This is a genomic window from Nocardioides psychrotolerans, from assembly GCF_900113685.1.
In the GTDB taxonomy this organism is placed as follows: Bacteria; Actinomycetota; Actinomycetes; order Propionibacteriales; family Nocardioidaceae; genus Nocardioides; species Nocardioides psychrotolerans.
In genome coordinates this window covers 1-25,788 of the sequence record NZ_FOQG01000032.1, presented here as the reverse complement: position 1 = coordinate 25,788, position 25,788 = coordinate 1, and the positions used below count along the sequence as shown (strand labels likewise).

The window sequence follows — 25,788 nt, the reverse complement described above, 5'->3', positions numbered from 1 at the left end:
GCATCGTGGCCTACGTCCACCTCGACCACGACGTCATCGAAGGCCGCGGACTCCTCGCCCACGACGAGGCCGGCCACACCCTCCTCGCCGACCGCGTCCGAGAATGGCTCGCCCGCGGCGACCGTCACGTCACCATCCGCCCCGTGATCAACCTCAACGACCACTGCAACGGCAGCGACAGTGCCGGACACGACGGATCAGACCCCTACGTCCCCAGCTTCCTCACAGCCGAGAAGGTCCGCCTCCGCAACCCCACCTGCGTGTTCCCCCACTGCACCAAGAAGTCCAGGTCCTGCGATCTGGACCACCTCATCGCCCACGCCAGGACCGGTGTGACCTGCGAATGCAACCTCGCACCCCTGTGTCGACATCACCACCAGCTCAAGACCCACGCCGGCTGGCGATACCAACAACTCACCCCCGGCACCTTCCTCTGGCGAGAACCCCACGGCCAAACGATGCTCGTCACCCCCACCGGCACAAGAGACCTCACCGACCCCTGAGGTGAGCCGTGTCGCCGAGCGACACCACCGCACGGTTGTGAAAGTAGTCGTCCCTCTGCAGGTGCGTGATGCTGCCCGACGGGACGCGGAAGCTGGCACGGCTCAGGGAGTCGAGCGGCATGCCGATCCAGTGGGCGATGACGAAGGTGATCGAGCCGCCGTGGGTCACGACCACCTTCGTCGATGACGGGTCGGTCGCGACCTGGTCCATGGCGGCATAGACCCGTCTCGCCCATGTTGCCTTCGTCTCGCCGCCGGGGAGCCCCTCGTCATGCTCCAGCCGCTCGCCCTCGGCGGGTGGTGGCGCGAACCGCTCGCGGAACCACGCGTCCGGCATCCCACCGCCCTCGCCGTAGGACTTCTCTCGCAGCCCCGGTAGGAGCACCGGCGTCACGCCGAGCGCTGCGGCGACCCGGGCGCGATCCGCTCGCCGAGCGCCTGCGCGACCAGCTCCGCCTCCGCGTGCCCCCGCGCCGTCAGGTCGGAGTCGAACCAGCCTCCGACAAGGCCCTCGACATGGTGCGTCGCCTCCGGGTGCGTGACCACATAGATGTCCTGCATGCATCCATCTTCGTCGATCGACGTGGCAGCATCGGGCCCGTGAGCGCCGAGCCGAGTCCGTGGGCCCGGGCCGCGATCGGTCATGTCTCGAGGAGGGCGACGGGTGGTCCGCTCGATCGGTCCCTGCGGATCACCTTCAACTTCCACCCCGACCGGGTGCGCGCCGGCGGCGGCGGCGGGCCGACGGTGCTGCAGGAGCTGGCGGTCGCCGGCACCTACCGCAGCCAGTTCGAGACCGGCACCAGCAACGGTGGGCTCACCGCGCACCCGACCGGCGACCGGTGGCGGTGGGAGTCGCGCATCTTCGCAGGGGCGTACGACGACGCGCCGCCGGCGCAGCGGCCCCGCTACGGCGCGCTCGACCACCGGAGGCGAGCGCTCGGTGGTGCGCCACGGTTCGGGTCGTGCCACCTGCGCCTGGCCGAGCACGTCCTCGACCGCAGCACCTTCTGCTTCCCCGACTCGGTCTTCGAGCCCACCGACCTGGCGACCGCCGACCGGTGCGACCTCGTGCGTCTCGCGGAGGCGGCTGGTGCCGATGTGCTGGACGACTACGTCGAGGCCCACGTGCACGGGGCTGTCGACCTCTCGACCGATGTGGAGGCGCTCGTGCTGGACCCGAGCTTCCGGCACACCCCCATCGATGACCATGCCTCCCGCCTGGGTGTCCCGGTCGAGTGGCACGAGGGTCGGCGACTCGATGTCCCGACCCTCGAGCGGCACCCCGGCTTCCGCGGCCCGGAGATCGTCGAGGTCGGCCGCAGCGTCGCGGAGGACGGTGTTCTCGACGCCGCGGTCATCGGTCGCGCGCTCCTGCTCGATCGGCACGACCCCCAGGACCTGAAGAAGGTCTGGCACCACGTCGCCCGGTTCGGGTCGCCATGGCACTGCTGAGCGCCGACGTGAGGGCGTGGGTCGAGTCAGTGCTCGGCCCGGTGTCGGCCGTCCGCGAGCTGACCGGAGGTTGGACCTCGACGATGCTCGCCCTCACGCGCGAGCGCGACGTCCAGCGTCTGCTCGTCACGACACCGGTCCCCGCGCCGGTGTCACTCGCGCTCGACGCTGCCGGCGAGCACTGCGGCGTTGCGGCGCACCTGATGACGCTGGTCCCCCTACCAGTCGTGGGCGTGGGAGGAGAAGTACGTCGTTCCGCCCTGGCGAGCGACGCCGGGCTGTGGGAGGAGGCATTCGCGGTGCTGCGCACCGACCCGCCGGCGTACGAGTGCTGTCTGATCCACCGCGACTTCCACCACCGCAACGTCCTGTGGGTCGGCGAGGAGGTCGGCGGCGTCGTCGACTGGGTCGAGACGTCCACGGGCCGGCCTGGCTCGACGTCGCCCACTGTTGCACCAACATCGCGATCCGCCACGGCACGGACACGGCACAGTCCTTCGCCGACGCCGACGCCTACGTCGTGCGCACGGGGCGTGAGCCGCAGCCGTTCTTCGAGGTGATGGACGTGGTCGGCTTCCTGCCCCCGCCCGGGCGGCGGTCGTTCGTCACCGACGCGGGTGAGCTGGCGCGGCTCGAGAGCTGGCTGCGCTCACGGGTGACACTGCTGTGATGAGGACCGACGTCGCCGAGTCGGTCCCCGAGAGCGACCGGGACGCGACCCTGGAGGATCTGGGCTGAGATCTGGGCCGTCGTGGGTGACTATGGGGGTATGTCTCGGACCCTGCGCCATCTCGTCGTCGCCCTGGCCCTGGCCGCCGGTCGACCCGGAGCAGATGTGGGAGGTGGCCGCCGATCCCGACGCCACGGCCGAGGAGATCATCGAGGTCGGGCGGCCGGCGCGGCTGCCCTTCGCCGGGGACGACGCGCTGCTCGTGACCTACGTGGTCGAGTCCGAGGATGACGAGGGACCCCAGGCCTCCGCCTGGCGGTGGTACGACGACGAGGGCGCCCCCGTCGCCGCCGGCAAGGGGGTCCGCGTCTTCGAGTCCAGCGCGCTCCCGGAGCTGTGGGACCTCGATGACGGGGTGCTGGTGCGGCCGATCGAAGGCAGGCTCCGCTGGCACGTCGTGACCAGCGCGGGCGAGGTGGAGACGGTGCCCCTGGTGAAAGGGCCGACCCCGACGCGGCCCGGCGACATCGCCCTGGGCCTGCCCTACTTCTTCCGCCCCGGCACAGGCCCGGGAGCCGGCACCGTCCACCGGCTGCCCGACCTGCGCGAGATCGCCCAGGACGTCTTCGAGATCGCCATCGACGCCGAGGGCGACGTGTGGGCCACCCCCAACGCCGACGGTGACCGACTGCGCGTCCCCACCTCCCCGGACGGCACAGCACCGTGGCGCGAGGTGCCGCTCCTGGCCGGCGACATGGGCGAGTCCCTCGCCTCCCTGGCCGTCCGCGACGCCGACGCGCCGACCACCGAGGAGTGGCGCATGGTGCCGCTGGAGGGCATCTGGGCGGAGGAGTGGTACGGGCCCTCCCTCGAGGTGATCGCCGACGGTCGGCTGCTGCTCGGCGACACCGGGCCGTTCTGGTTCGTCGGCACCGAGCAGGGCGACTGGGAGCGGGTCGAGCTGGCCGACCCGGTGCACGTCAGCGACGACGGGGGCGCGACTTGGATGTCGCGCCCGCGCTGAGGCCGGTCCTCGCGGCGGCCCTGCTGCTGACGGGCTGCAGCACCGGGGCCGGCGGCGGCGGTGGCGGGACGTCGTACGATCCCGACCGCAGCATCGAGGTCGCCGGTGCGAACCTTCGAGGACACCGGTCTCGAGGTCAGCACCGACCTCGGCCGGACCTGGAAGCCCTGGCCCCGCTGATCGCTGGCCCCGCTGATCGCTGACCCGCTGACCGGCGCCGGGAACAAAGCCCGTCCACCTTCCGTTGAGCCAGTGAGCGAACTTGAGTTGATCAGACTCAACTTGTTTGCGAGACTGTCACCCACAGTCTTCACCCAGCGCCCCGTTCGGGGCCGGATCACCGGAGGTATCACCATGGCACGTGCTGTCGGCATCGACCTGGGGACGACCAACAGCGTCGTCGCCGTTCTCGAGGGTGGCGAGCCCACCGTCATCGCCAACGCCGAGGGTGCCCGCACCACCCCGTCGGTCGTCGCGTTCGCGAAGTCCGGCGAGGTCCTCGTCGGCGAGGTCGCGAAGCGTCAGGCGGTCACCAACGTCGACCGCACCATCCGCTCGGTCAAGCGCCACATGGGCACCGACTGGAAGCAGAAGATCGACGACAAGGACTTCACGCCGCAGCAGATCAGTGCGTTCGTGCTGCAGAAGCTCAAGCGCGACGCCGAGGCCTACCTCGGTGAGCCCGTGACCGACGCGGTCATCACCGTGCCTGCCTACTTCTCCGACGCCCAGCGTCAGGCGACCAAGGAGGCCGGCGAGATCGCGGGCCTCAACGTCTCCCGCATCGTCAACGAGCCGACCGCCGCCGCGCTGGCCTACGGGCTCGACAAGGGCGACGACCAGACGATCCTCGTCTTCGACCTCGGTGGCGGCACGTTCGACGTGTCCCTCCTCGAGATCGGCGAGGGCGTCGTGGAGGTCAAGGCGACCTCCGGCGACAACCACCTCGGTGGAGACGACTGGGACAACCGCGTCGTCGAGTGGATGGTCAAGAAGTTCAAGGACAACAACGGCGTCGACCTCGCGGCCGACAAGATCGCCAAGCAGCGCCTCCAGGAGGCCGCCGAGAAGGCCAAGATCGAGCTGTCGTCCTCGGCCGAGACCACGATCCACCTGCCCTACATCACCCACGGCGAGTCCGGCCCCCTCCACTTCGAGGAGCGCCTGACGCGCAGCGAGTTCCAGAAGCTGACCGCCGACCTGCTCGACCGCACCAAGACCCCCTTCCAGAACGTCCTCAAGGACGGCGGCGTCGCGATCGACAAGATCGACCACGTCGTGCTGGTCGGCGGCTCCACCCGCATGCCCGCCGTGGGCGAGCTGGTCACCGAGCTCCTCGGCGGCAAGCAGCCCAACAAGGGCGTCAACCCCGACGAGGTCGTCGCCGTCGGCGCCGCGCTCCAGGCCGGTGTCCTCAAGGGCGAGGTCAAGGACGTGCTGCTCCTCGACGTCACCCCGCTGAGCCTCGGCATTGAGACCAAGGGCGGCGTCATGACCACCCTGATCGAGCGCAACACCACGATCCCGACCAAGCGCTCGGAGATCTTCACGACCGCCGACGACAACCAGCCGTCGGTCGAGATCAAGGTCGCCCAGGGCGAGCGCCAGATGTGGGGCCAGAACCAGGGCCTCGGCAACTTCGAGCTCACCGGCCTGCCGCCGGCACCCCGCGGCATCCCGAAGATCGAGGTCATCTTCGACATCGACGCCAACGGCATCGTCCACGTCTCCGCCAAGGACCAGGCGTCCGGCCGCGAGCAGTCGATGACCATCTCCGGTGGCTCCGCGCTGTCGAAGGACGACATCGACCGGATGGTCAAGGAGGCCGAGCAGTACGCCGAGGAGGACGCCAAGCGTCGCGAGACGATCGAGGTCCGCAACCAGGCCGACCAGCTCGTCTACACGACCGAGAAGTTCCTGGCCGACAACGGTGACAAGATCCCCGAGGAGGTCAAGACCGAGGTGCAGGCCGACCTCGACAGCCTCAAGGCGACCCTCGAGGAGCCCGAGGCGTCCTCGGAGTCCCTCAACGCCGGGATCAGCAAGCTCGGGGAGTCCAGCCAGAAGATGGGTGCCGCGATGTACGCCGCCGCGGAGGCCGACCAGGCCGCTGCGGGTGGTGCCACCGGCGCGACGGGAGAGGCCGACGACGACGTCGTCGACGCCGAGATCGTCGACGAGGAGGCCACGGACGGTCCCGCCGAGGACACCAAGTGACCCAGGACGACCCCGGGACCTTCGGCGAGGCCGCTGCCGAGATGGCCAACGAGACCGAGGTCGAGGTCGAGGCCCCGGGCGAGACCGACGCCGAGGTCGAGGTCGAGGTCCGGCGGCGCATCTCCGACATGGTCGAGGAGGGGGCTCCCCTGGAGCCCTCCGACCTCGAGAGCCGCCTCCAGGAGAGGACCGCCGACCTGCAGCGCCTGCAGGCCGAGTTCCTCAACTACAAGCGCCGGGTCGACCGCGACCGGGACCTGATCCGTGAGAACGCGACCTACGCCGCGCTCGCGCCGATCACCGAGGTGCTGGACAACATCGACCGCGCACGCGAGCACGCGCCGCTCGACGACGGCTTCAAGGCCGTGGCCGAGCAGCTCGAGCGCACGGTGGCTGCCCTGGGACTGACGAAGTTCGGTGAGGCCGGCGAGGTCTTCGACCCCAAGGTTCACGAGGCCCTGTCCCACCTGGGCCAGGACCCGGACGTCGCGGTGACGACGTGCAAGGTCATCGCGAAGTCCGGCTACAAGATCGGTGACCGGGTCGTGCGCGCCGCGCAGGTCCTGGTCGTCGATCCCGCAGACCAGTAAGCGACACACGACGGTGGAGGGAGGTGCGCGATGAGTGAGAAGAAGGACGGGGTCCGGGCTGACTGGGCCCAGAAGGACTTCTACGCCGTGCTCGGCGTCAAGAAGGACGCGTCGAGCGAGGAGATCAAGAAGGCCTACCGCAAGCTCGCGCGCGCCAACCACCCCGACTCCAACCCGGGGGACACCGCCAAGCACGACAAGTTCAAGTCCGTCGCCGAGGCATACGACGTCGTGGGCGATGCCGACAAGCGTCCCAAGTACGACGAGATGCGCTCGCTCTACGGCTCCAGCGCTGCCCGCGGTGGCTTCGCCGGCGGTGGCGGTGCTGGCGGTGGCGGCTTCAACGTCGAGGACCTGCTCCGCGACCGTGCGGGTGGGGCCGGCGGCGGTGCGGGCTTCGGTGACATGTTCGGCGACCTCTTCGGCGGGGGCCGGCGCGGCCAGCAGGTCCGCCGCCCCGCCAAGGGTGCCGACGTCGAGACCACGGCGACGATCAGCTTCACCGACGCCATCGACGGCGTCACGATCTCGCTGCGACTGACCTCGGATGCGCCCTGTCCCGACTGCTCCGGCACCGGCGGCAAAGCGGGGACCCGACCGCGGGTCTGCCCGGAGTGCGACGGCGCCGGCTACGTCACCGCCTCCGTCGGCGGCGCGTTCTCGATGAACGAGACCTGCCCCGGCTGCGGTGGCCGGCAGCTCGTCTACGACGAGAAGTGCGCAACGTGTCGCGGCAGCGGTCGCGGCATGTCGGCCCGCACGATCCAGGCCCGCATCCCCGCAGGCGTCAAGGACGGTCAGCGGATCCGGGTGCGCGGCAAGGGCGCCACCGGCGAGAACGGTGGCCCGGCCGGCGACCTCTTCGTGATCGTCAAGGTCGGTGCGCACCGCCTCTTCGGACGCAAGCTCGACAACCTCACGCTCACCGTGCCGGTCTCCTTCGACGAGGCCGCGCTCGGGGCGGACATCAAGATCCCGACCCTCACGGGTGCCCCGGTGACCCTCAAGGTCCCCGCCGGCACGCCCAACGGGCGCACCTTCCGAGTCCGCGGCAAGGGCGCCGTCAAGGTGGACGGCTCTCACGGTGACCTGCTCGCCACGGTCGAGGTCCAGGTGCCTGCGGTGCTCGACGAGCCCGCACGGGCCGCGATCGAGGCCTATCGTGAGGCCATGGCAGGCAAGCCCCTTCGTGCCAACCTCTTCGAGGCCGGTGCGTGATGTCCGCGCGCGACCCCTTCGCGGCTCCCGGGCCTGATGCCGCGGTGTTCGTGATCAGCGTCGCCGCGGAGCTCACGGGCCTGCACCCGCAGACCCTGCGCACCTACGAACGGCTCGGGCTCATCACGCCGGGCCGCACCGGCGGTGGCGGTCGCCGCTACTCCCCGCGTGACATCGACCGGCTGCGCGAGATCGCCGACCTCACCTCTTCCGGCATCGGCATCGAGGGGGTGCGCCGGATCCTCGAGCTCGAGAACCGCGCCGCAGCCCTCGGTCGCCGCAACGAGGAGCTGCTCGTCGAGCTCGAGGCCACCCGCGAGGCGCTGCGACAGGCGGTCACCGTACGCCGCGCGGCGGGGCCACCCAACCGGCTGCCGGTGCTGCGCCCGTCCGACCCCGACCAGTCGGTCGTGGTGTGGCGGCGCGGCCGCTGAGCCCGGTCCGCGGCTCGCTCCTCGTCGCCGGCACCACGTCCGACGCCGGCAAGAGCGTGCTCACGACCGGGCTCTGCCGTGCCTTCGCGCGCCGGGGACTGCGCGTCGCCCCCTACAAGGCGCAGAACATGTCCAACAACTCGATGGTCTGCGCCGGCCCCGACGGTGGAGGCGCCGAGATCGGTCGCGCCCAGTGGACCCAGGCGCTGGCGGCCCGCGCCACGCCCGAGCCCGCGATGAACCCGGTCCTGCTCAAGCCCGGTGGTGACCAGCGCAGCCACGTCGTGGTGATGGGTCGACCGGCCGGCACCCTGTCGTCGACCGACTTCGTCGGCGGCCGCACCCACCTGCGCGACGCCGCGCACACGGCGTACGACGACCTGGCGAGCCGCTTCGACGTGGTGGTCGCCGAGGGCGCGGGCTCCCCGGCCGAGATCAACCTGCGTGCCGGCGACTACGTCAACATGGGCCTCGCCCGGCACGCCTCGATGCCGGTCGTGGTGGTCGGCGACATCGACCGTGGCGGGGTCTTCGCCGCGATGTACGGCACGGTCGGGCTGCTCGAGCCGGCCGACCAGGCGCTGGTGGCGGGCTTCGTGGTCAACAAGTTCCGAGGTGACGTCTCCCTGCTCGCGCCCGGCACCGACGAGCTGGCCCGGATCACGGGCCGCCCGGTCTACGGCGTCCTCCCGTGGCGACCTGATGTCTGGCTCGACTCCGAGGACGCGCTCGACCTGGAGGCGCGGCGCGCGTCAGAGGCAGGGACGCGGCTCCGGGTCGCGGTCGTGCGCCTGCCACGCATCAGCAACTTCACCGATGTCGACGCGCTCGGCCTCGAGCCCGACCTCGACGTCGTCTTCGCCTCCGACCCGCGAGCGCTGGCCGACGCCGACCTGGTCGTGCTGCCCGGCACCCGCGCCACGATCGAGGACCTCGCCTGGCTGCGCAGCCGGGGCCTCGACCGGGCCGTCCTCGCCCACGCCGCTGCGGGGCGTCCGGTGCTCGGCATCTGCGGTGGCTTCCAGATGCTCGGGCGCCGCGTCAGTGACCCCGCGGGCGTCGAGGGCGAGGCCGGGGCTGTCGTCGACGGGCTCGGCCTGCTCGACGTCGAGACCACCTTCGCCGCCGACAAGGTGCTGCGGCTGCCGACCGGTCACGCGCTGGGCGCAGCCGCCCACGGCTACGAGATCCACCACGGCCGCGTCACTCTCGGGGTCGCGACCGAGGAGTTCCTCGGCGGCGCCCGCACGGGCGCGGTCTTCGGCACCATGTGGCACGGGAGCCTCGAGGCCGACGCCCTGCGCGAGGCCTTCCTGACGGTGGCCGCCGAGGCCGCGGGGTCGTCGTACGCGCCGGCAGGGGTGTGCTTCGCCGAGCGTCGTGAGGCCCGCTTCGACCTGCTCGCCGACCTCGTGGAGGAGCACCTCGACGTGGAGGCGCTGCTGGACCTGGTCGCTCACGGCGCCCCCGTCGGGCTGCCCCTGTTGGCTCCCGGGCGCGACCGGTGAGCGTGCTGCTGCTCGGCGGCACCCGCGAGGCGCGTGAGCTGGCCCGGCTGCTCGTCGAGGCCGACGTGGCCGTGGTGTCCTCGCTCGCCGGTCGCGTCGCCCGGCCGCGGCTGCCGGTGGGGGAGACCCGGCTCGGCGGGTTCGGTGGGGTCGCGGGCCTGCGCGCCCACCTGCGGGAGGCCGCCCCCGACGTGGTGGTCGACGCGACGCACCCCTTCGCCGCAGGCATCTCCGACCACGCCGTCCAGGCCTGCGCCGCCGAGGGCGTGGCGCTGCTGCGGCTCGAGCGGCCCGGCTGGTCGTCGCTGCCCGGTGCCGACGAGTGGCACTGGGTCGAGGGCCACGACGAGGCCGCGGCGGCGTCTGCGTCGCTGGGGAGCCGACCGTTCCTCACCGTCGGGCGCCAGTCCCTGGGCCGTTTCACCGGGCCGTTGGCCGAGGCCCACGCGCTGGTGCGTGTCGTCGACCCACCCGAGGTGCCCGTCCCTCCGACGTGGCGGGTGCTGCTCGACCGCGGGCCCTACCTGCTCGACGGTGAGCTGGCGCTGATGCGCGAGCACGGTGTCGACGTGCTGGTCACCAAGGACTCTGGCGGCGACCTGACGCGGCCCAAGCTCGACGCGGCCCGGGCCCTGCGGCTGCCGGTCGTCGTCGTGGCGCGGCCGGCGCCTGCGGGGGGCGAGGTCGTCAGCGACGCCGCCCGCGCGGCCGCCTGGGTCGCAGCGCGAGTGCCGCGCTGAGTGCGGCGGCGGCGAGCCCGGCCCCGAGCTGCACCCGGTCGGCCAGCCGGGTCGCGCGCACGATGTCGGCCGGGCTCGGGTCCCACCCGTCGCCCAGGGCCGGGCGCTGCTCGACCCCGGACGCGTAGGTCGTCGGGCCGCCCAGCCGCAGCCCGAGCGCGCCCGCGAAAGCGGCCTCGACCACCCCGGCGTTGGGACTGGGGTGGGCCGCGGCGTCCCGCCGCCAGGCCCGTACGGCGCCACGCCGGTCGTCCCCCAGCAGCACCGTCAGTGCGCCCGCGAGTCGTGCCCCCGGCAGGTTGAGCGCGTCGTCGAGGCGGGCGGAGGCCCAGCCGAACCGCTCGAGCCGCGGCGTGCGGTGGCCGACCATCGCGTCGAGGGTGTTGGCGGCGCGGTAGCCCAGCAGCCCCGGGACCCCCGCGACCGCGCCGAGCACCAGCGGCGCGACGACCGCGTCCGAGGTGTTCTCCGCGACCGACTCGACGACCGCCCGGGCGACCCCGGAGGTGTCGAGGACCGAGGTGTCTCGCCCGACGAGGTGGGTCAGTCGCGCACGGGCCCCGGGCAGGTCCCCCGCGACCAGGAGGTCGTGCACGGCCATGGCCTCACGGCCGAGCGACGCCCCGCCGAGCACGGTCCAGGTCGCGGCGGCGGTGACGAGCGTGTGCAGCACCGGGCGGTCGCGGGTCGCCCGCTCCGCGGCGACACCGAGCGCGACGGTGCCACCGACCAACAGGGCCGTGTGCCGCACGCCGTGGCCGCGCGCGTCGCCGTACGTCACCTGCTCGAGCGCGCCCGCCACCCGGCCGAAGCCGGCCACGGGGTGCCACCGCGTCGGGTCGCCGAGCGCCCGGTCGAAGGCGAGACCGAGCAGCAGACCGGCCGCCCGCGAGCTCACGGGGAGCCCCGATAGGCTGACTCCCGATGAAGGTCCTGGTCACGGGCGGGGTGCGCTCCGGCAAGTCCGACTATGCGGAGCGGCTGCTCGGTGAGGAGCCCGTGCGCTACGTCGCTCCTGGGCCAACGCCCGACGACGAGGCAGATCCCGACTGGGCGGCGCGCGTCGCCGCGCACCGCGAGCGCCGGCCCGACAGCTGGACCACGGTCGAGACGACCGACGTGGCGGCGGCGATCCGCGAGTCCGACGGACCGGTGCTGGTCGACTGCCTCGGCACCTGGCTGACCGCGCTGCTCGACGACGCCGGTTGGGATGCCGCTCGCGAGACGCTCGAGGAGACGGTGGCCACCGCGACCGATGCCGTCGTGGCCGCCCTGGGCGAGGCGGTGGGGCCGGTCGTGCTGGTCACCAACGAGGTGGGCTTCGGCATCGTGCCCGACCACCGCTCGGGCCGCGTGTTCCGCGACCTGCTCGGCGTCGTCAACCAACGCGTCGCGACGGCCTGCGACGACGTGGTGCTGGTCGTCGCAGGCCGCGCGCTCAGGCTCTAGCAAGCCTCGTGCTCGTGCTCGTGCTCGCACTCGCACGACCGACCAGGCCGGTCAGCACCACCCCGATCCCGAGCCAGACCGCTGCCAGCGTGGCCAGCGACCCGAGACGGAACGACCACAGCGTGTCGGCCGGGAAGGCGCCGAGCTGCTGGGTGGCGGGCAGCACCGCGGCAGCCAGGACCACGACGACCAGGTAGCCGCCCGCCCCGGCCAGCGTGGCGACGTAGACCCCACGAGCCGGGGTGAGCAGGGCCGCCAGCGCGACCGCGAGGGCCGCCGCGACGACGGAGACCAGCAGGAAGACGGCGTACGACGCCGTGCGCTCGCCGATGCTGTCGCCGCTGCCGACACCGGGCGGGAGCGCGGGGTACTTCAGGAACGGCACCAGGGCCACGGCTACGAAGCCGACCGCCGTCACCAGGGCGGTGGACTGGCCGGGCCGGAGGCGACCGAGGCGACCCATGGCGCCGGCCGCACCCAGGGCGACCAGGCCGCCGAGGGCCACGCCGATGGCGATGGTCCCCGTGGCCAGGCCCCAGGTGCTCTGGGTGTCGCGGGAGACAGCCGCAGTCTCCTCGTCACCGTCACTAAGGCTATGGCTATGGCTGTGCTCGTCCTCGAGGGCGATCGCGCTCGCCAGAGAGGGCTCGCCGACCGCGGACGCGACGGCGAAGCCGAGCAGACCGGCGACGAGGCCGGCCAGCAGGCCGTGGAGGAGGAAGGTGCGGGTGGTCAGGGTCTCGGACCGCGCCATGTCAGTCGGCTGTCAGTGGCAGGGGTAGCCGAGGAGGTGGCGACCGTCGTGCACGAACTCGTGCAGCATCGTGCCGGAGCCGACGAAGAAGATCGTCAGGACGCTGAGTAGCGTGACGAAGACCAGCCACGGCGCCAGCTGGGCCAGCGGGATGGCGGGGATCGAGGGGATCTCGACCGAGAGGGGGCCTGCCATCGGGGCAGGGGTGGCGTACGACATGAGTCCTCCTGAGGGATACGTGCGTCCCTGGATAGTTGGGGATTCACGGGCACTCGGGTCTGACTCCACCCCTCGTGGAGGGGTGTCACAGTAGCGCGACTGTGCCGGAATTCCACCGGCTTCCTCGTGCCCGTGCGCTCACCCTAGGGCATCGAGGAACCGCCGTGTCACCTCTGGTGCGCGGACCGAGATCCGCACCCACTCGGGGCCGAGGCCGGGGAACGTGTCGGCCCGTCGGACGGCCCAACCGTTGCTCCTGAGACGCGCGTGGACCCCCTCACCGACCCGGGCCAGGACGAAGGGTGCGCGGCTGGGCACGGTCGGGATCCCGAGCGCGCTGAGGCCGTCGACGAGGACCGCTCGTGCCGTGACGGTGCGCGCGGCTCGACGCTCCTGCTCCCCGCGTGCCTGGTCCGTCGCGGTGGCCCGCATCGCCGCTGCTGCCGTCGTCGAGACCGACCAGGGTGCCTGCCCGTCGCGCAGGTCCCGGATGACGTCGGGGGACGCGAGCAGGTAGCCGGCGCGGACTCCGGGGATCGACCAGAGCTTGGTCAGGCTTCGCACGATCACCAAGCCTGGTAGGGGATTGTCCGCAGGCGCGAGGTCGGCGAGCGACTCCTCCTCGTCGGGCACGAAGTCGATGAAGGCCTCGTCGACGACGACCAGCCGACCGGGCCGCGCTAGTGATCTCAGCGTCGTGGCGGGGTGGAGCACCCCGGTCGGGTTGGTGGGGTTGCCGACCACGACGAGGTCGGCGTCGTCCGGCACACGGGTGGGGTCGAGCCGGAAGCCGTCCTCGTGGTGCAGGAGGACATGGTCGGGCGGACACCCGGCCTGGGTCAGGGCCACGTCGGGCTCGGTGAACTGCGGGTGCACCACCACCGGTCGTCGCCAGTCGCGCAACCGCGCCAGCAGCCCGAACGCCTCCGCCGCGCCGGCCGTCGCCAGCACCTCGTCAGGGTCGCGACCGTGGCGAACTGCCAGTGCCTGCTGGGCTCTCGTCGGGTTCGGGTAGTGCGCGACGTCCTCGAGGCTCGCCCGCAGTGCGTCGTCCAACCACGTCGGCCGCGCTTCGTCGTACACGTTGACGGCGAGGTCGACCAGGCCCTCGGTGGCCTCGACGTCGCCGTGGTGCCGCAGGGCATCGCGGAGGGCGTCCGTCATGTCAGCCGTGGACCGCGTCGGCGAAGCGCTGCGCGAGGTGGGGGTGGCCGGCCCAGTGCGTGTGGAGGTACGACGCGTGGTGGCGGGCGGACGCGTAGCCGACGGGCTGGTCGTCGATCACCCAGGCGGCCGCGTCGCGCCCGGCTGGTGGGCTCACCTCCGTTCGGTGGAACTCGTGGCCGGTGACGGTCTCGCCGGCGCGGGCCAGCAGGGTGTCGGTCGGGCTGGTGGCGCGGCGGTAGCTCAGCGTGAGCCGGGGGGTCATCGAGGCACTGGCCGGCAGCGCGCCGATCATCGCGGCGTCGTCGACGCTGCGGCACAGGTAGAGCAGGCCGGCGCACTCGGCGACCGTGGGGACGCCGTCGGCGACGGCGCTGCGGAGGGAGGCGAGGAGCGCGGTGTTGGCGCTCAGGTCGGCGGCATGCACCTCGGGGAAGCCGCCGCCGAGGTAGATGCCGCTCGTGCCCGCGGGCAACGCGGGGTCGGTGAGTGGGTCGAAGGTGACGACGTCGCAGCCCGCAGCGCGCAGCAGCTCTTCGGTCTCGGCGTAGCGGAACGTGAAGGCCCGGCCGCCTGCCATCGCGACGACCGGCCTCCGGTCGGTCGGAGGGGTGACCTCGGTGGTCGCGTCCCACGGCGTCGCATCGAGGTCCGGTGCGGTGCGGGCCAGCGCCAGGACTCGGTCCAGGTCGACCCGCTCGGCGATCCGCTCGGTGAGCAGGTCGAGCGCGTGGCCGGCTTCGTCACGCTCCTGTGCCGGGACCAGCCCGAGGTGCCGCGAGGGGGCGCTGATGCCGTCGTCGCGGTGCAGCTCGCCGAGGACCGGGATGCTGGTGGGTGCGATGGCGGCGCGCACCTCGGTCGCGTGGCGTGCGGTGCCGACCTTGTTGAGGATCACCCCGACGATGTCGACGCCACGCTCGTAGGTCGCCATGCCGTGGACCACCGCCCCGATCGAGCGGGACGCGTGGGACACGTCGACGACCAGCACGACGGGCGTGCTCGTCACCGCTGCTACGTGGGCGGTCGAGGCGAAGCCCTGACCGCCGATCTGCCCGTCGTAGAGGCCCATGACGCCCTCGACCACAGCGAGGTCGGCGCCGCGGGCGCCGTGCAGCAGGAGTGGGACGAGTCGCTCCTCGCCGACCATGAACGGGTCGAGGTTGCGCCCCGGGCGGCCGGTGGCGAGCGCGTGGTAGCCGGGGTCGATGTAGTCCGGACCGACCTTGTGGCCGCTGACGACGTGGCCGGCGCGGCGCAGCGCGGCCATCAGCCCGGTGGCGACGGTGGTCTTGCCGTGGCCGGACGCGGGCGCGGCGATCACCAGTCGGGGCAGGGCTCCTGGGGGCGGCGTCACCACTCGATCCCCCGCTGGCCCTTCTGGCCGCGGTCCATCTGGTGCTTGACCTTGGTCATCTCGGTGACCAGGTCGGCGACCTCGACGAGCCGGGCGTCGGCGCGGCGACCGGTGACGACGACGTGTTGCCGACCGGGGCGCTGCGACAGCGTCTCCACGACGTCCTCGACGTCGACCCAGCCCCACTGCATCGGGTAGGTGAACTCGTCGAGCACGTAGAGGTCGTGGCGCTCCTCGGCGATCCGTCGCTTCACCTCCGCCCAGCCCTCGGCCGCCTCGGTGGCGTGGTCGGCCTCGGCGCCGTCCTTGCGCGACCAGGACCAGCCGGCGCCCATCTTGTGCCACTCGACCGGCCCACCCTCGCCGGTCTGGCGGTGCAGCTCGCCGAGCCGCTCGAGGACGGTCTGCTCGCCGATGCGCCACTTCGCGGACTTCACGAACTGGAAGACCCCGACGTCCCACCCCTGGTTCCACGCGCGGATCGCGAGCCCAAAGGCGGCGGTCGACTTCCCCTTGCCGTCGCCGGTGTGGACCATCAGCAGCGGTTGCCGGCGCCGCTCGCGCGTGGTGAGCCCGTCGTCGGGCACGTTGGTCGGCTGACCCTGCGGCATCAGGCCACCCGCTCGCGGACAGCGCCGGTGAGGTCCGCTGCGCTGACCTCGGCGATCGGCACGTGCTCGGCCCGGAGGTGGCCCGCGAGCTCGGCGGCCAACCCCATCCGGAAGGGTCCGCTCTCGCAGTCGACCACCAGGCTGGCGATGCCCTGGGCGGCGAGGTGCGCGGCCGCCTGGCGCGACCGGGCGACGGCGTCGGGACCGTGGGTCGCGCGGCCGTCGGTCACGACGACCAGCAACGGTCGGCGCCGCGGGTCCCGGACCCGCTCGAGCCGCAGCACCCGGTCGGCCTCGAGGAGGCCCTCGGCGAGCGGCGTACGCCCACCTGAGGGCAGCTGCTCGAGCCGGGTCGCCGCGATGTCGACCGAATGGGTCGGAGGCAGCGCGACCAGGGCGCCGTCCGCCCGGAACGTCACGAGCCCGACCTTGTCGCGGCGGCGGTAGGCGTCGAGGAGCAGCGACAGGATCGCGGTCTTGACGTGCTCCATGCGGCGTCGGGCGGCCATCGAGCCGGACGCGTCGACGCAGAACAGCACCAGGTTGGCTTCCTTGCCCTCGCGGGTGGCGACGCGGAGGTCGTCGCCGTGGAGGCGCAGCCTGCCCGTCCTACGACCCCTCGCGTGCTGGTGCGGCGCGGCGCTCAGGATCGTGGAGATCAGGTCGATGCTGCCCCCTGATCCTCCCGGGCCGGTCGGTCGGTGTGCGCCGATGCGGCGACCCGACGCGGTGATCGCCCTGCTCCGCTTGCCGGCCTCGCCCGCTCCCGTGCCGGCGACGGTGAAGAGCTTCGCCCGGTACGGCGTGCCGGTCGGCGCTGTCGTGTCCCTCCCGGTCGTGCCACTCGGCGTCTCGGTCGGTTCGGGCTGGGCCGGGTCGCCTTCGCTTCGCTCGGCTGCCTCGCCTTCCGCCTCGTCTTCCGCCTCGCCCTCCTCGCCGTCGCTCCGCTCCGGCTCCGGCTTCGTCGGCTCGGGCGGCTGCGGCTCGTCGTCGCCGAGGAGCTGGTCGAGGAGGTCCTCGTCGAGGCCGGGGGCGTCGAAGGGGTTGCGGCGCCGGCGGTGCGGGAGGGACAGGAGGGCCGCTGCGCGGATGTCGGCTCGGGTGACCGAGGTGCGGGCGTGCCAGGCGGCGTGGGCGACTGCGGCGCGAGCGGTGACGATGTCGGCGCGCATCCCGTCGACGTCGAAGGCCGCGCAGATCTCGGCGATCTTGAGCAGCGAGGCGTCGGTCAGCTCGACGTGCGCGACGAGCCGCTGAGCAGTGGCGATGCGCTCGGTGAGAGCGCGCTCCGCCTGGTCGTAGGACGCCGCGAAGCCGGGCGGGTCGGCGTCGAAGGCCATGCGTCGCCGGACGACCTCCATGCGCACCGCAGGGTCGCGCGGAGCAGCCACCTCGACGGTGAGGCCGAAGCGGTCGAGGAGCTGCGGTCGCAGCTCACCCTCCTCGGGGTTCATCGTGCCGACGAGGACGAAGCGCGCGTCGTGCTCGACGGAGACCCCGTCACGCTCGACGGTCGAGCGACCCATCGCGGCGGCGTCCAGCAGGAGGTCGACGAGGTGGTCGTGGAGCAGGTTGACCTCGTCGACGTAGAGCACGCCGCGGTGGGCGCGGGCCAGCAGCCCGGGCTCGTACTCAGCCTTGCCCTCGCTCAGCGCCCGCTCCAGGTGCAGCGAGCCCAGCACGCGGTCCTCGGTCGCACCGACCGGCAGCTCGACCAGGCGCACGGAGCGGGTCTCGGACGGGGCGTCGGCGGCGAAGGGCCCGTCGGGCGAGCGCGGATGCGGCTCGGCCGGGTCGGAGGAGAACCGGTCACCGGCCACGACGTCGATCGGCGGCAGGACTGCCGCGAGCGCGCGCACGATCGTCGACTTGGCCGTGCCCTTCTCGCCGCGCACGAGGACGCCGCCGACGCCGGGCGAGATGGTGGTGAGGACCAGGGCCAACGCCATCGGGTCCAGCCCCGCCGGGTCGTCAGCGCCTGCTGAGGAGACAGCGGCTGAGGAGACGACGGCAGAGAAGGGGTAGTGCTGTGGCATGGGAGGCTCCCGCTCGTCCGCCAACGGATAGGTGGCGCGAGGCCGGTCTTCGGACTTCCCCAGAGGGTCACCGCAGCGGGCCTGTGCCGGACTTTCACCGGCTTCCCAGATTCTCCCGTCGGACCGCCGTGGGGGCCGGACTTCAGGGCACCTCGTGCCTGTCGTGGCTCAGGCTAGCGACCGCGTCGGGGCGGTGGCTCGGAGGTCCACGCGCTAGCGTCCTGCCCCGTGCCTGACCCCACCGAGCAACCCGCCGTCCCGATCGTCGTGGCTGCCGTCTGCTTCCGCGACCAGGCCGGCCGGGTGCTCGCCGTGCGCAAGCGAGGCACCGACCGGTTCATGCTGCCGGGCGGGAAGCTCGAGCCGGGGGAGTCCGCGGCCGCCGCTGCCGTCCGCGAGGTGCGCGAGGAGATCGGGCTCGAGGTGACCGACGTCGAGCCGCTGGGCCACTGGGTCGCCGTGGCCGCCAACGAGCCCGGCATGCGGGTCGAGTCGAGCGTGTTCACCGCCGAGCTCCGGGGCGAGCCGGAGGCCGCCGCCGAGATCGCCGAGCTGCTGTGGCTCGACCCGGCCGCGGTGGTGCGCGGCGAGGTCGACGTGCCCCTCGCACCCCTGCTCCGCGACCACGTGCTGCCCGCCCTCGGGCACGGCCCGGCCCGACGGATCGCCGTCGTCGGCATCGGTGCCGACGGGTGGTCCGGTGTCGGGGATCCCCAGCAGGGCTTGCTGAAGCACGCCGACGTGCTGCTCGGCGGCACCCGCCACCTCGAGCTCGTCCCGCCCGTCGAGGGGCAGCTCCGTCGCGCGTGGCCGGCACCCTTGCGGGAAGGGCTGCTCGCGCTCCTCGAGGAGTACGCCGACCGCTCGGTCGTCGCGCTCGCCTCGGGCGACCCGCTGGTCTCCGGGATCGGCACCACGCTGATCGACCTGCTCGGCCGTGACGCGGTCGAGCTGCACCCTGCGGTGTCGTCGGTCGCGCTGGCGGGATCGCGGATGGGCTGGCCCTCCGAGTCGGTCGCCGTGGCGACCCTGGTGGGGCGTGATCCCCAGTCCCTGCTGAGGTTCCTCGCTCCCGGACAGCGTGTCCTGGTGCTCTCCTCCGATGCCACGACCCCGACGGTCGTGGCGGCGCTGCTGGTCGGCGCCGGCTACGGCGCTACCCGGCTGACTGCCCTCGGCGACCTCGGTGCTGCTCACGAGTCACGGGTCACGGGGCTCGCCCGGTCGTGGTCCGCCGAGCCGTCGCAGAGCGTGTCACCGCTGCACGTCCTGGCGCTGGACCTCGACGGCCCTGTCGTGGGCTCGTGGACCGCCGGGCTGCCCGACGACACCTTCGAGCACGACGGTCAGCTCACCAAGCGTGACCTGCGGGCCAGCGCGCTGGCGCGGTTGATGCCCCAGCCCGGGCAGCTGTTGTGGGACGTCGGCGCGGGCGCCGGATCGGTGGGCATCGAGTGGGCGCTGGCCCACCCGACGTGCCGCACTGTCGCGGTCGAGCAGCACCCCGAGCGGGCGGTGCGCGTGGCTCGCAACGCCGCGCGCCTCGGCGTACCCGGCGTGCGGGTGGTGACCGGGTCGGCGCCGGAAGCCCTTGCCGGGTTGGCGAAACCCGATGCGATCTTCGTCGGCGGGGGCGCGACCGGGGCCGGCGTGATCGACGCCTGTCGGACCGCCCTGGCTCCGGGCGGACGACTGGTGGTGCACGGCGTGACGATCGAGACCGAGGCCAAGCTGGCGCGGCTGCACGTCGAGCTCGGCGGCGAGCTGACCCGGATCTCGGTCGAGCACGCCGAGCCGATCGGCACTTTCACCGGCTGGACGCCCGCGCGCGCCGTGACCCAGTGGGCGTGGACCGCATGACCGTGCACTTCGTGGGCGCCGGTCCGGGCGCCGCCGACCTGATCACCGTGCGCGCGGCTCGGATGCTCGCCGTCGCCGACGTGGTGCTCTTCCCCGGCACCTACCTCGACGCCGGGATGCTCGGCCACTGCCGCGCCGACGCGCGGCTCGTCGATACCCAGGACCTCGACCTCGACCAGATGACGGCCGTCATGGTGGCCGCGCACGCCGAGGGCGCCGACGTCGTGAGGCTCGCGTCGGGCGACCCGTCGCTCTACTCCGCGCTCTTCGAGCAGACCCGCCGTCTCGACGCCGCCGACGTGCCGTGGGACGTGACGCCGGGGGTGCCGGCGTACGCCGCCGCGGCCGCCGTGGTCGGCCGTGAGCTGACCGTGCCGCTGCTGACGCAGTCGGTCGTGCTGACCCGTGCGCAGTCGCGTTCGACGGCGATGCCGGCCGGTGAGGCCCTGGAGGCCTTCGCCGCCACCGGCGCGACGCTGGTGCTGCACCTCGCGACCGCCCGTGCACGGGAGGTGGCGGCGTCGCTGGTCGACGACTACGGCGCCGACTGCCCGGTGGTGGTGGTCCACCGCGCGAGCCAGCCCGAGGAGCGGGTCCTGCGAGGCACGCTCACCGACATCGCCGACCAGGTCGAGTCCGCCGGCCTGCGCCAGGCCGCGGTGATCCTGGTCGGGCGGGTGCTCGACCCGGCCGGCGGCGGGGAGTCCTACCTCTACGACCCTGCGAGGCACCGCTCTAGGCTGGCGTGATGGCCCTCCTCCACCGCGCGACGCTCACGCCGACCAAGCTCGAGGTGCTGCAGGCCTGGGTGCCGCAGCAGGACTGGTGCCCGCCGCTGGCCGGCCCGCTGACCATGATCGGCGGCTATCGCTTCGACGACCCCAAGGACGAGATCGGCATCGAGACCCTCCTGGCCACCGACGGCACCGGCCTGGTCGTGCAGGTCCCGCTCACCTACCGCGGTGCGCCGCTCGAGGGCGCCGAGGGCGCGCTGGTCGCCACGATGCAGCACTCGGTGCTGGGCGAGCGCTGGATCTACGACGGCACCCAGGACCCGGTCGCCCTCGAGGCCTTCGCCGCGGCGATCGAGGAGGGGCAGGTGGGTGCCATCGAGATCATCGAGGTGGACGGGATGATCCAGACGCGCGAGCCCAGCGTGATCGTCGCCGGCTCGGGTGGCTCGATCGACGACCCGCTGCGCTTCCACCACGTGCTCGAGGCCGAGCAGACCGCCGACGGGGCGTTCCTCACCGGCACCTGGGATGGCCAGGACGAACCGGTCGTGCTCGTCTCGACCTAGCCCTAGACCCGGCCCTCGACCTGGCCCTCGACGTAGCGGGGCGTCCACACCCGGCCCGTGCTGCTCACCCGCGTGCTCGACGCACCCACGAGCAGCAGGCACGACATGTCGATGCTGTCGGTGTCCAGGTCGCCCAGCGTGGTGACGGTGAGCGACTCCTCGGCGCGGCCGACGTCGCGACCGACGACCACGACGGTGTCGGGGGAGCGGTGCTCCAGCAGCAGCTTGCGCGCGTGCGCGACCTGATCGACGCGCGAGCGTGAGGCCGGGTTGTAGATCGCGAGCACCAGGTCGGCCCCCGCGATCGCGCGCAGCCGCTGCTCGATCACCGACCACGGCTTGAGCCGGTCGCTCAGGCTCAGGACCGCGAAGTCCGCGCCGATCGGTGCTCCCGCCCGCGCTGCGACGGCCTGCACCGCGCTGAGCCCCGGCAGCACGCGCACGTGCACGTCGTCGTAGGTCGGGTCCTCGGCCGCCTCGAAGACCGCCGAGGCCATGCCGAACACGCCGGCGTCGCCGCCGGAGACGACCGCGACCCGCTCGCCGGCCTTGGCCAGGTCGAGCGCCAGGCGGGCCCGGTCGACCTCGACGGTGTTGCCGCTGGCGTGGCGCTGGAGTCCGGGGCGCTGGGGCACGCGGTGGACGTAGGGGGCGTAGCCGACGACGTGATCGACCTGCGCCAGAGCCGCGCTCACCTCGGGCGTCAGCCAGTCGTCCGGGCCCGGACCGAGGCCGACGACGAGCAGCTCGGCCGACGGGGTCGTGCCTGGTGTCGTCGGCCGGGGCCGCGCCTCTGCGGCCGACCGGGCTCGCCGGCCGTTGCGCGAGTCGCCCGTGACCACGATCAGCGAGAAGTAGGGGACGGTATCGGGGTCGACGTCGGCCACCGGCAACCAGCGCTCGGCGGGCATCGAGGCGCGCTCGACGTACATCGCGTGGTCGAGGCGGCCGGCCTGCGCGAGCGCGGAGCGTACGGCGCGGAAGGTGCGGCCCAGCTTCATGATGATCGCGCCGTCGGTGTCGGCGAGGCGGCGCGCGAGCTCGGGCTCGGACAGGGTGCCGGGCAGGACGGTGAGCACGTCGGTCTGGCGCACCAGCGGAGCGGCCACGGTGGCGGTCGCGGCGACGAAGGCGGGGACACCCGGCACGATCTCGGTGGGGAAACGATCGGCGAGACGGTCGTGGAGATACATGAACGAGCCGTAGAACAAGGGGTCGCCCTCGGCGAGCACGACGACGGTGCGGCCCTCCTCGAGGTGCGCGGCAAGGCGTCGGGCGCACTCCTCGTAGAAGTCGGCGAGCGCGCCGACGTAGCCTCCGGGATGGTCGGTCGTGCCCGTCGTGACGGGGTAGCGCAGCTCCTCCTCCGTCGCGGTCGCCGGGATCAGGTCGGCGGCGATCCGGCGGGCGTTGGACTCCTTGCCGACGCCGGCGTGGAAGGCGATGACGTCGGCGGTCGCGATCAGTCGCGCCGCCTTGAGGGTCACGAGCTCGGGGTCGCCGGGACCGAGGCCGACGCCGTAGAGCCGTCCTCGTCCGGTGCTGGTCATTCGCGCTCCTGGGCCAGGGCGTTGAGCGCCGCGGCGGTCATCGCGGAGCCACCGCGGCGGCCTCGCACGGTGAGGAACGGGACGTCGATCCCGTGGTCGGCGGCGAAGGTCGCCAGCGCCTCCTTGGACTCGGCGGCGCCGATGAAGCCGACCGGGCAGCCGATGATCGCGGCCGGCCGGGGCGCCCCGTCGAGGAGCATCTCCAGCAGGTGGAAGAGCGCGGTCGGGGCGTTGCCGATCGCGACGACGGCGCCGTCGAGCCGGTCGCCCCAGAGGCCGAGCGCGGCGGCTGATCTTGTCGTGCCCCAGCTGCGGGCGAGGTGGGGGACGGCGGGGTCGCGCAACAGGCAGAGGACGTCGTTGTCGCGCGGCAGCCGCGCGCGGGTGACGCCCGAGGCGACCATGTGGGCGTCGGTGAGGATCGGCGCTCCTTGCTCGAGAGCGGTGCGCGCCGCCCGCGCCAGGTCGGGGTGGATCACCAGGTCGCGCGCCAGGTCGACCTGCCCGGTGCCGTGCACCATCCGGACGGCGACCTTCTCCGCGTCGGCCGGCAGGTGGGCGAAGCTGCCCTCCCGCCGGATCGTCTCGAACGAGTCGGCGTAGATCGCCGCCCCCTGGGCGACGTAGGCGTAGCGGCGCGGGGGTGGCTCGCCCGGCAGGTCAGGCAGGTCCGGTACGCCCGGCTGGTCCGGGACGATGACGCTGCGCCAGGGCGTGATGATCACCGGGCCGTCGCCGGGCAGGGGGAGGCCGCGGCCGATGCTGCCGTCGGGGCAGACGACGTGCAGCGCCCGTCGCCCGTCGTCCTGGCGGTGCGTGCCCGGGGCGAGGGCGCTGGCGGGGTCGGGCAGTCGGGGATCCGGGTGGTGGGGCCGGGCGAGTGGCGTGGCCAGCTCGTCGACGTGCCAGGGAGCGTCGGGGCCGGTCCCGCCGACGCCGACGAACGCGCGAGCGAGGTCCAGCAGCGCCGCGGGTGCGTCGGCGAGGTCGATGACCGGTCCCCACGTCGGGCCGACCCGCAGCTGGGCGGTGCGGTCGTCGAGCGCGACCAGCCCGAGGTCGGTGTCGCGGTCGAGCACGTCACCGCGCCCGTCGTCGAGCACGAAGAGGAAGCGCGCCGACAGCCCGGCGAGCAGCGGCTCCGCGCAGACGGCTGCGTCGAGGGCAGCCGCCACCGGTCGGAGGTCGGCCCGTCCGCCGGTGCGGGTCAGGCGGCCGGTCAGGGGCGAGACGACGACGTTGCGGACCAGCTCGTGGGTCAGGCTCGGCAGCAGCCCAGTCGTGGTCAGCCGCTCGAGCAGCTGCGTGGGCAGGGCGCCGTCCGCGTGGGGAAGACCACGCAGCTGGACGTTGGCGCGCGAGGTGAGGTGCAGCCGGCCGTCGCCGTACTCCTCGGCGATGCGGAGCAGCTCCCCCAGCGCCGGTCGCGGGAGGTGGCCGCCGATGAGGCGCAGCCGGACCAGGGCGCCATCGTCGGCGATCCAGGGGCGCAGGGCGCCGGGGCAGCGGTCCGGGCGGGTGCGGCTGCGGGTGGTGGCCATGGGCGGTCCTCGTGAGGTCCGAGCCTGGATCGCGAGGCCCGCGTCGACCCCGCGGCGGTCGCCGCAAGGGCCAGCAGGTCTTCGGACTCGGGATCACGCGGGACGAGACGCCTTCCCGGAGACCGGTCGCCCGATTCCTCCAGTGGCTCTGCCTCTCGGCAGGTGCCTCGCCCGTCACCCACACCGCTGCGCGTCAGCCCCGGATTCACACCGGGTTCCCTGCCCTGTGTCGCCACAGGGTTGACTGGCGTCGGCAGGCTACCAAGACCGGAAGGGGTCCGATGCACGAGCCCACGGGGTGCTCCGCGACCGTGCTGGTCGCGATGTCGGTGCGCGAGGTCGACGCCCGCGACTCGTTGCTGGCCCTGGCCGGCACAGCCGGTCCGGACACCGGTGTCGCGTTCCTGCAGCTCGGCGACCCGTCGCTGTCCCGCGAGCTCGACCGGCTCGCGGATGCCGGGGTCGAGCGCGTCGTCCTCGTCGGCGTCAGCCTCGGCACCCTCGCCCCCGCCGCCTCCTGGCTGCGCCGCATCGCCGCCCACTGGTGGCGCGAGCGCGCCGGCCACCGGCCCGTCGTCGAGGTCGCCTCCCGGCTGCTGACCTCGCTCGGGTCTGCTGCGCTGGGCGCGGTCCTCGAGGAGGTCCGGCCGCTGACCGGCGCCGAGCCCGGCCTCACCTCGGCGGCCTGGGAAGACGTCCCCGCCCACCGGCACCAGGTCCTGGTCTGCCGCGGCCCCCGCTGCACCGCCCTCGGCTCCGACCGCACCGCCGAGGCCCTCGTCCTCGCCCTCGTCGAGCGCGGCCTCGGCGACGACGACGTGCTCGTCACCCACACCGGTTGCCTGCTGCCCTGCAACCAAGCTCCCGTCCTCACCGTCCAGCCCGACGACATCTGGTACGGCGGTGTCGATGCTGCTGCTGTCGTCCGCATCGTCCACGAGCACCTCGTCGACGGCATGCCGGTCGCCGACCTGGGGCTGCCACGCTGAGACGATCGGCGCCGCGGTGGTGCCGGCTCGTCTCGGTGGTCGAGCCCGACGGGCGTCAGTGCGGGCGTCGAGACCTGGTCAGCAGGGGAAGCGTGGCGGATCCGAACGGCGGGGAGCCTCGGACCCCCTCTGTGATCGACGTGTGATGCCGCCGGGCACCCGTGGGGTGCAGATGCGCTCGGATAACAAGCATGAGCGGACGTCTGAGGGCCTCAGGTCCACGACAGTCCTCGCGTTGCCCAGGCTTGGACGTGCCTGTGGCCCCGCCGGCGGCGGGGTGTGGGGCGGTGGACTCAGGTCTCGCCGGGTGGGGCGACTGGGGTGGTGCCTTGATGGTCGACACGGAAGAAGAGTCCGTGGGGTGATCGCCACACGTAGCTGCCGGTGTCGATTGCGTCGTAGGTCCACCCGGAGTGGGTCTTGGCGCGGTGGTGCCCTCGACACAGTGGAGCGGTGTTGTCGGAGCAGGTGCTCCCACCTTGCTCGTAGGCGACGACGTGGTCGATGTCGCAGGATCTCGCTGGTCTGGTGCACCACGGGAAGACGCAGTGGTGGTCGATGTGTTCGCGTTGGACCCGGAGGCGGTCGGGGATCTCGTA

Annotated in this window: 28 protein-coding genes and 3 riboswitches; of the genes, 16 read left to right on the top strand and 12 right to left on the bottom strand. The window is 73.0% G+C overall.

All coding sequences use genetic code 11. The features are described 5' to 3' along the window. Positions 1-503 (top strand): HNH endonuclease signature motif containing protein (locus BM204_RS22890; protein ID WP_177223736.1); only part of this gene is annotated, 503 nt, incomplete at its 5' end. On the opposite strand, the gene BM204_RS21660 is transcribed toward BM204_RS22890, so the two are convergent. Both BM204_RS21660 and BM204_RS23070 read right to left on the bottom strand, forming a co-directional pair. Then, a complete protein-coding gene (locus BM204_RS21660) occupies positions 490-897 on the bottom strand; it encodes a histidine phosphatase family protein (RefSeq protein ID WP_218153751.1) in 408 nt (135 codons plus the stop codon). The two genes, BM204_RS22890 and BM204_RS21660, sit on opposite strands and share 14 nt — an antisense overlap. Continuing rightward, the gene (locus BM204_RS23070; RefSeq protein ID WP_256215846.1) at positions 894-1,064 is read right to left on the bottom strand and encodes a histidine phosphatase family protein; all 171 of its coding nucleotides are present in this window, start codon (positions 1,062-1,064) and stop codon (positions 894-896) included. Before BM204_RS23070 ends, BM204_RS21660 begins: the two co-directional genes overlap by 4 nt. A 39-nt stretch (positions 1,065-1,103) precedes the next feature. On the opposite strand from BM204_RS23070, the gene BM204_RS21655 reads away from it, so the two are divergent. From BM204_RS21655 to BM204_RS21615, 10 genes are all read left to right on the top strand, one after another. Continuing rightward, a complete protein-coding gene (locus BM204_RS21655) occupies positions 1,104-1,958 on the top strand; it encodes a DUF3626 domain-containing protein (protein WP_246166602.1) in 855 nt (284 codons plus the stop codon). Continuing rightward, positions 1,946-2,518 carry a phosphotransferase gene (locus BM204_RS21650; protein ID WP_218031390.1) on the top strand — a complete coding sequence of 191 codons (573 nt, stop codon included), beginning with the start codon at positions 1,946-1,948 and terminating at the stop codon, positions 2,516-2,518. Before BM204_RS21655 ends, BM204_RS21650 begins: the two co-directional genes overlap by 13 nt. Next, on the top strand, positions 2,479-2,628 hold the full coding sequence (locus BM204_RS23065; RefSeq protein ID WP_218031389.1) for a hypothetical protein: 150 nt from the start codon (positions 2,479-2,481) through the stop codon (positions 2,626-2,628). The genes BM204_RS21650 and BM204_RS23065 overlap by 40 nt, the downstream gene beginning before the upstream one ends. 172 nt (positions 2,629-2,800) lie before the next feature. After that, complete coding sequence (locus tag BM204_RS21645; RefSeq protein ID WP_143099877.1) at positions 2,801-3,652, top strand: hypothetical protein; 852 nt, start codon at positions 2,801-2,803, stop codon at positions 3,650-3,652. A gap of 354 nt (positions 3,653-4,006) precedes the next feature. Further along, complete coding sequence (gene dnaK / locus BM204_RS21640; RefSeq protein WP_091117619.1) at positions 4,007-5,869, top strand: molecular chaperone DnaK; 1,863 nt, start codon at positions 4,007-4,009, stop codon at positions 5,867-5,869. Next, entirely contained in the window at positions 5,866-6,459 is a 594-nt protein-coding gene (gene grpE, locus BM204_RS21635) for a nucleotide exchange factor GrpE (protein WP_246166601.1), read from the top strand. Before dnaK ends, grpE begins: the two co-directional genes overlap by 4 nt. Before the next feature lie 30 nt (positions 6,460-6,489). Then, a complete protein-coding gene (gene dnaJ, locus BM204_RS21630) occupies positions 6,490-7,677 on the top strand; it encodes a molecular chaperone DnaJ (RefSeq protein ID WP_091117617.1) in 1,188 nt (395 codons plus the stop codon). Continuing rightward, complete coding sequence (locus BM204_RS21625) at positions 7,677-8,111, top strand: heat shock protein transcriptional repressor HspR (RefSeq protein ID WP_091117615.1); 435 nt, start codon at positions 7,677-7,679, stop codon at positions 8,109-8,111. Before dnaJ ends, BM204_RS21625 begins: the two co-directional genes overlap by 1 nt. After that, complete coding sequence (locus BM204_RS21620) at positions 8,093-9,619, top strand: cobyric acid synthase (protein WP_246166600.1); 1,527 nt, start codon at positions 8,093-8,095, stop codon at positions 9,617-9,619. Before BM204_RS21625 ends, BM204_RS21620 begins: the two co-directional genes overlap by 19 nt. After that, on the top strand, positions 9,616-10,359 hold the full coding sequence (locus tag BM204_RS21615) for a cobalt-precorrin-6A reductase (protein ID WP_091117613.1): 744 nt from the start codon (positions 9,616-9,618) through the stop codon (positions 10,357-10,359). The genes BM204_RS21620 and BM204_RS21615 overlap by 4 nt, the downstream gene beginning before the upstream one ends. Here the strand turns inward: BM204_RS21615 and BM204_RS21610 are convergent. Then, the gene (locus BM204_RS21610; protein WP_091117611.1) at positions 10,307-11,257 is read right to left on the bottom strand and encodes a cobalamin biosynthesis protein; all 951 of its coding nucleotides are present in this window, start codon (positions 11,255-11,257) and stop codon (positions 10,307-10,309) included. The genes BM204_RS21615 and BM204_RS21610 overlap by 53 nt on opposite strands. A 26-nt stretch (positions 11,258-11,283) precedes the next feature. Here BM204_RS21610 and cobU point away from each other — a divergent pair, with 26 nt between their 5' ends. After that, positions 11,284-11,808, top strand: a complete 525-nt coding sequence (cobU, locus tag BM204_RS21605) for a bifunctional adenosylcobinamide kinase/adenosylcobinamide-phosphate guanylyltransferase (RefSeq protein WP_091117610.1) — start codon at positions 11,284-11,286, stop codon at positions 11,806-11,808. On the opposite strand, the gene BM204_RS21600 is transcribed toward cobU, so the two are convergent. The 6 genes from BM204_RS21600 to BM204_RS21575 all read right to left on the bottom strand — a co-directional run bounded on the left by BM204_RS21600 (position 11,798) and on the right by BM204_RS21575 (position 17,949). Continuing rightward, positions 11,798-12,562 carry a CbtA family protein gene (locus tag BM204_RS21600; RefSeq protein WP_246166599.1) on the bottom strand — a complete coding sequence of 255 codons (765 nt, stop codon included), beginning with the start codon at positions 12,560-12,562 and terminating at the stop codon, positions 11,798-11,800. The two genes, cobU and BM204_RS21600, sit on opposite strands and share 11 nt — an antisense overlap. 12 nt (positions 12,563-12,574) lie before the next feature. Further along, positions 12,575-12,781, bottom strand: a complete 207-nt coding sequence (locus BM204_RS21595; RefSeq protein WP_091117608.1) for a CbtB domain-containing protein — start codon at positions 12,779-12,781, stop codon at positions 12,575-12,577. A 44-nt stretch (positions 12,782-12,825) separates the two neighbouring features. Further along, positions 12,826-12,916, bottom strand: a riboswitch (adenosylcobalamin (AdoCbl) riboswitch). Positions 12,917-12,919: 3 nt separating this feature from the next. Beyond that, positions 12,920-13,945, bottom strand: a complete 1,026-nt coding sequence (cobC, locus tag BM204_RS23385) for an Rv2231c family histidinol phosphate aminotransferase CobC (RefSeq protein WP_170259318.1) — start codon at positions 13,943-13,945, stop codon at positions 12,920-12,922. Between the two features lies 1 nt (position 13,946). Further along, a complete protein-coding gene (locus BM204_RS23380) occupies positions 13,947-15,302 on the bottom strand; it encodes a cobyrinic acid a,c-diamide synthase CobB (protein ID WP_246166598.1) in 1,356 nt (451 codons plus the stop codon). Next, positions 15,299-15,913 (bottom strand): cob(I)yrinic acid a,c-diamide adenosyltransferase, encoded by a 615-nt coding sequence (cobO, locus tag BM204_RS21580; protein ID WP_091117607.1) that lies wholly within the window; start codon positions 15,911-15,913, stop codon positions 15,299-15,301. The genes BM204_RS23380 and cobO overlap by 4 nt, the downstream gene beginning before the upstream one ends. Next, positions 15,913-17,949: a VWA domain-containing protein gene (locus tag BM204_RS21575; protein WP_091117605.1), complete on the bottom strand. Its 2,037-nt coding sequence runs from the start codon at positions 17,947-17,949 to the stop codon at positions 15,913-15,915. Before BM204_RS21575 ends, cobO begins: the two co-directional genes overlap by 1 nt. 23 nt (positions 17,950-17,972) lie before the next feature. After that, positions 17,973-18,109: riboswitch (cobalamin riboswitch) on the bottom strand. Between the two features lie 68 nt (positions 18,110-18,177). Here BM204_RS21575 and cbiE point away from each other — a divergent pair. From cbiE to BM204_RS21560, 3 genes are read left to right on the top strand one after another with little or no spacing between them, the layout of a single operon-like run. Further along, positions 18,178-19,809 carry a precorrin-6y C5,15-methyltransferase (decarboxylating) subunit CbiE gene (cbiE, locus tag BM204_RS21570; protein WP_246166597.1) on the top strand — a complete coding sequence of 544 codons (1,632 nt, stop codon included), beginning with the start codon at positions 18,178-18,180 and terminating at the stop codon, positions 19,807-19,809. Beyond that, positions 19,806-20,558 carry a precorrin-4 C(11)-methyltransferase gene (cobM, locus tag BM204_RS21565; protein WP_174813047.1) on the top strand — a complete coding sequence of 251 codons (753 nt, stop codon included), beginning with the start codon at positions 19,806-19,808 and terminating at the stop codon, positions 20,556-20,558. Before cbiE ends, cobM begins: the two co-directional genes overlap by 4 nt. Beyond that, positions 20,558-21,109, top strand: a complete 552-nt coding sequence (locus tag BM204_RS21560) for a CG0192-related protein (RefSeq protein ID WP_091117601.1) — start codon at positions 20,558-20,560, stop codon at positions 21,107-21,109. Before cobM ends, BM204_RS21560 begins: the two co-directional genes overlap by 1 nt. A 2-nt stretch (positions 21,110-21,111) precedes the next feature. Here the strand turns inward: BM204_RS21560 and BM204_RS21555 are convergent, their stop codons facing one another. Then, on the bottom strand, positions 21,112-22,659 hold the full coding sequence (locus BM204_RS21555) for a precorrin-2 C(20)-methyltransferase (RefSeq protein ID WP_091117600.1): 1,548 nt from the start codon (positions 22,657-22,659) through the stop codon (positions 21,112-21,114). Then, on the bottom strand, positions 22,656-24,200 hold the full coding sequence (locus tag BM204_RS23685) for a precorrin-8X methylmutase (protein ID WP_091117598.1): 1,545 nt from the start codon (positions 24,198-24,200) through the stop codon (positions 22,656-22,658). The genes BM204_RS21555 and BM204_RS23685 overlap by 4 nt, the downstream gene beginning before the upstream one ends. Before the next feature lie 55 nt (positions 24,201-24,255). After that, a riboswitch (cobalamin riboswitch) is annotated at positions 24,256-24,464 on the bottom strand. A 17-nt stretch (positions 24,465-24,481) separates the two neighbouring features. Here BM204_RS23685 and BM204_RS21545 point away from each other — a divergent pair. Further along, positions 24,482-25,189 carry a (2Fe-2S) ferredoxin domain-containing protein gene (locus BM204_RS21545; RefSeq protein ID WP_218031388.1) on the top strand — a complete coding sequence of 236 codons (708 nt, stop codon included), beginning with the start codon at positions 24,482-24,484 and terminating at the stop codon, positions 25,187-25,189. A gap of 293 nt (positions 25,190-25,482) precedes the next feature. Here the strand turns inward: BM204_RS21545 and BM204_RS22880 are convergent. Next, a partial coding sequence (locus BM204_RS22880; protein WP_177223735.1) for an HNH endonuclease signature motif containing protein occupies positions 25,483-25,788 on the bottom strand: 306 nt, incomplete at its 5' end.

Coding starts and splice junctions, on each gene's coding strand:
- BM204_RS23070 (WP_256215846.1), bottom strand. CDS start 1,064: ATGCAGGACATCTATGTGGTCACGCACCCGGAGGCGACGCACCATGTC.
- BM204_RS21650 (WP_218031390.1), top strand. CDS start 1,946: ATGGCACTGCTGAGCGCCGACGTGAGGGCGTGGGTCGAGTCAGTGCTC.
- dnaK (WP_091117619.1), top strand. CDS start 4,007: ATGGCACGTGCTGTCGGCATCGACCTGGGGACGACCAACAGCGTCGTC.
- dnaJ (WP_091117617.1), top strand. CDS start 6,490: ATGAGTGAGAAGAAGGACGGGGTCCGGGCTGACTGGGCCCAGAAGGAC.
- BM204_RS21625 (WP_091117615.1), top strand. CDS start 7,677: ATGTCCGCGCGCGACCCCTTCGCGGCTCCCGGGCCTGATGCCGCGGTG.
- cobU (WP_091117610.1), top strand. CDS start 11,284: ATGAAGGTCCTGGTCACGGGCGGGGTGCGCTCCGGCAAGTCCGACTAT.
- BM204_RS21600 (WP_246166599.1), bottom strand. CDS start 12,562: ATGGCGCGGTCCGAGACCCTGACCACCCGCACCTTCCTCCTCCACGGC.
- BM204_RS21595 (WP_091117608.1), bottom strand. CDS start 12,781: ATGTCGTACGCCACCCCTGCCCCGATGGCAGGCCCCCTCTCGGTCGAG.
- cobC (WP_170259318.1), bottom strand. CDS start 13,945: ATGACGGACGCCCTCCGCGATGCCCTGCGGCACCACGGCGACGTCGAG.
- cobO (WP_091117607.1), bottom strand. CDS start 15,913: ATGCCGCAGGGTCAGCCGACCAACGTGCCCGACGACGGGCTCACCACG.
- BM204_RS21575 (WP_091117605.1), bottom strand. CDS start 17,949: ATGCCACAGCACTACCCCTTCTCTGCCGTCGTCTCCTCAGCCGCTGTC.
- cobM (WP_174813047.1), top strand. CDS start 19,806: ATGACCGTGCACTTCGTGGGCGCCGGTCCGGGCGCCGCCGACCTGATC.
- BM204_RS21560 (WP_091117601.1), top strand. CDS start 20,558: ATGGCCCTCCTCCACCGCGCGACGCTCACGCCGACCAAGCTCGAGGTG.
- BM204_RS21555 (WP_091117600.1), bottom strand. CDS start 22,659: ATGACCAGCACCGGACGAGGACGGCTCTACGGCGTCGGCCTCGGTCCC.
- BM204_RS23685 (WP_091117598.1), bottom strand. CDS start 24,200: ATGGCCACCACCCGCAGCCGCACCCGCCCGGACCGCTGCCCCGGCGCC.
- BM204_RS21545 (WP_218031388.1), top strand. CDS start 24,482: ATGCACGAGCCCACGGGGTGCTCCGCGACCGTGCTGGTCGCGATGTCG.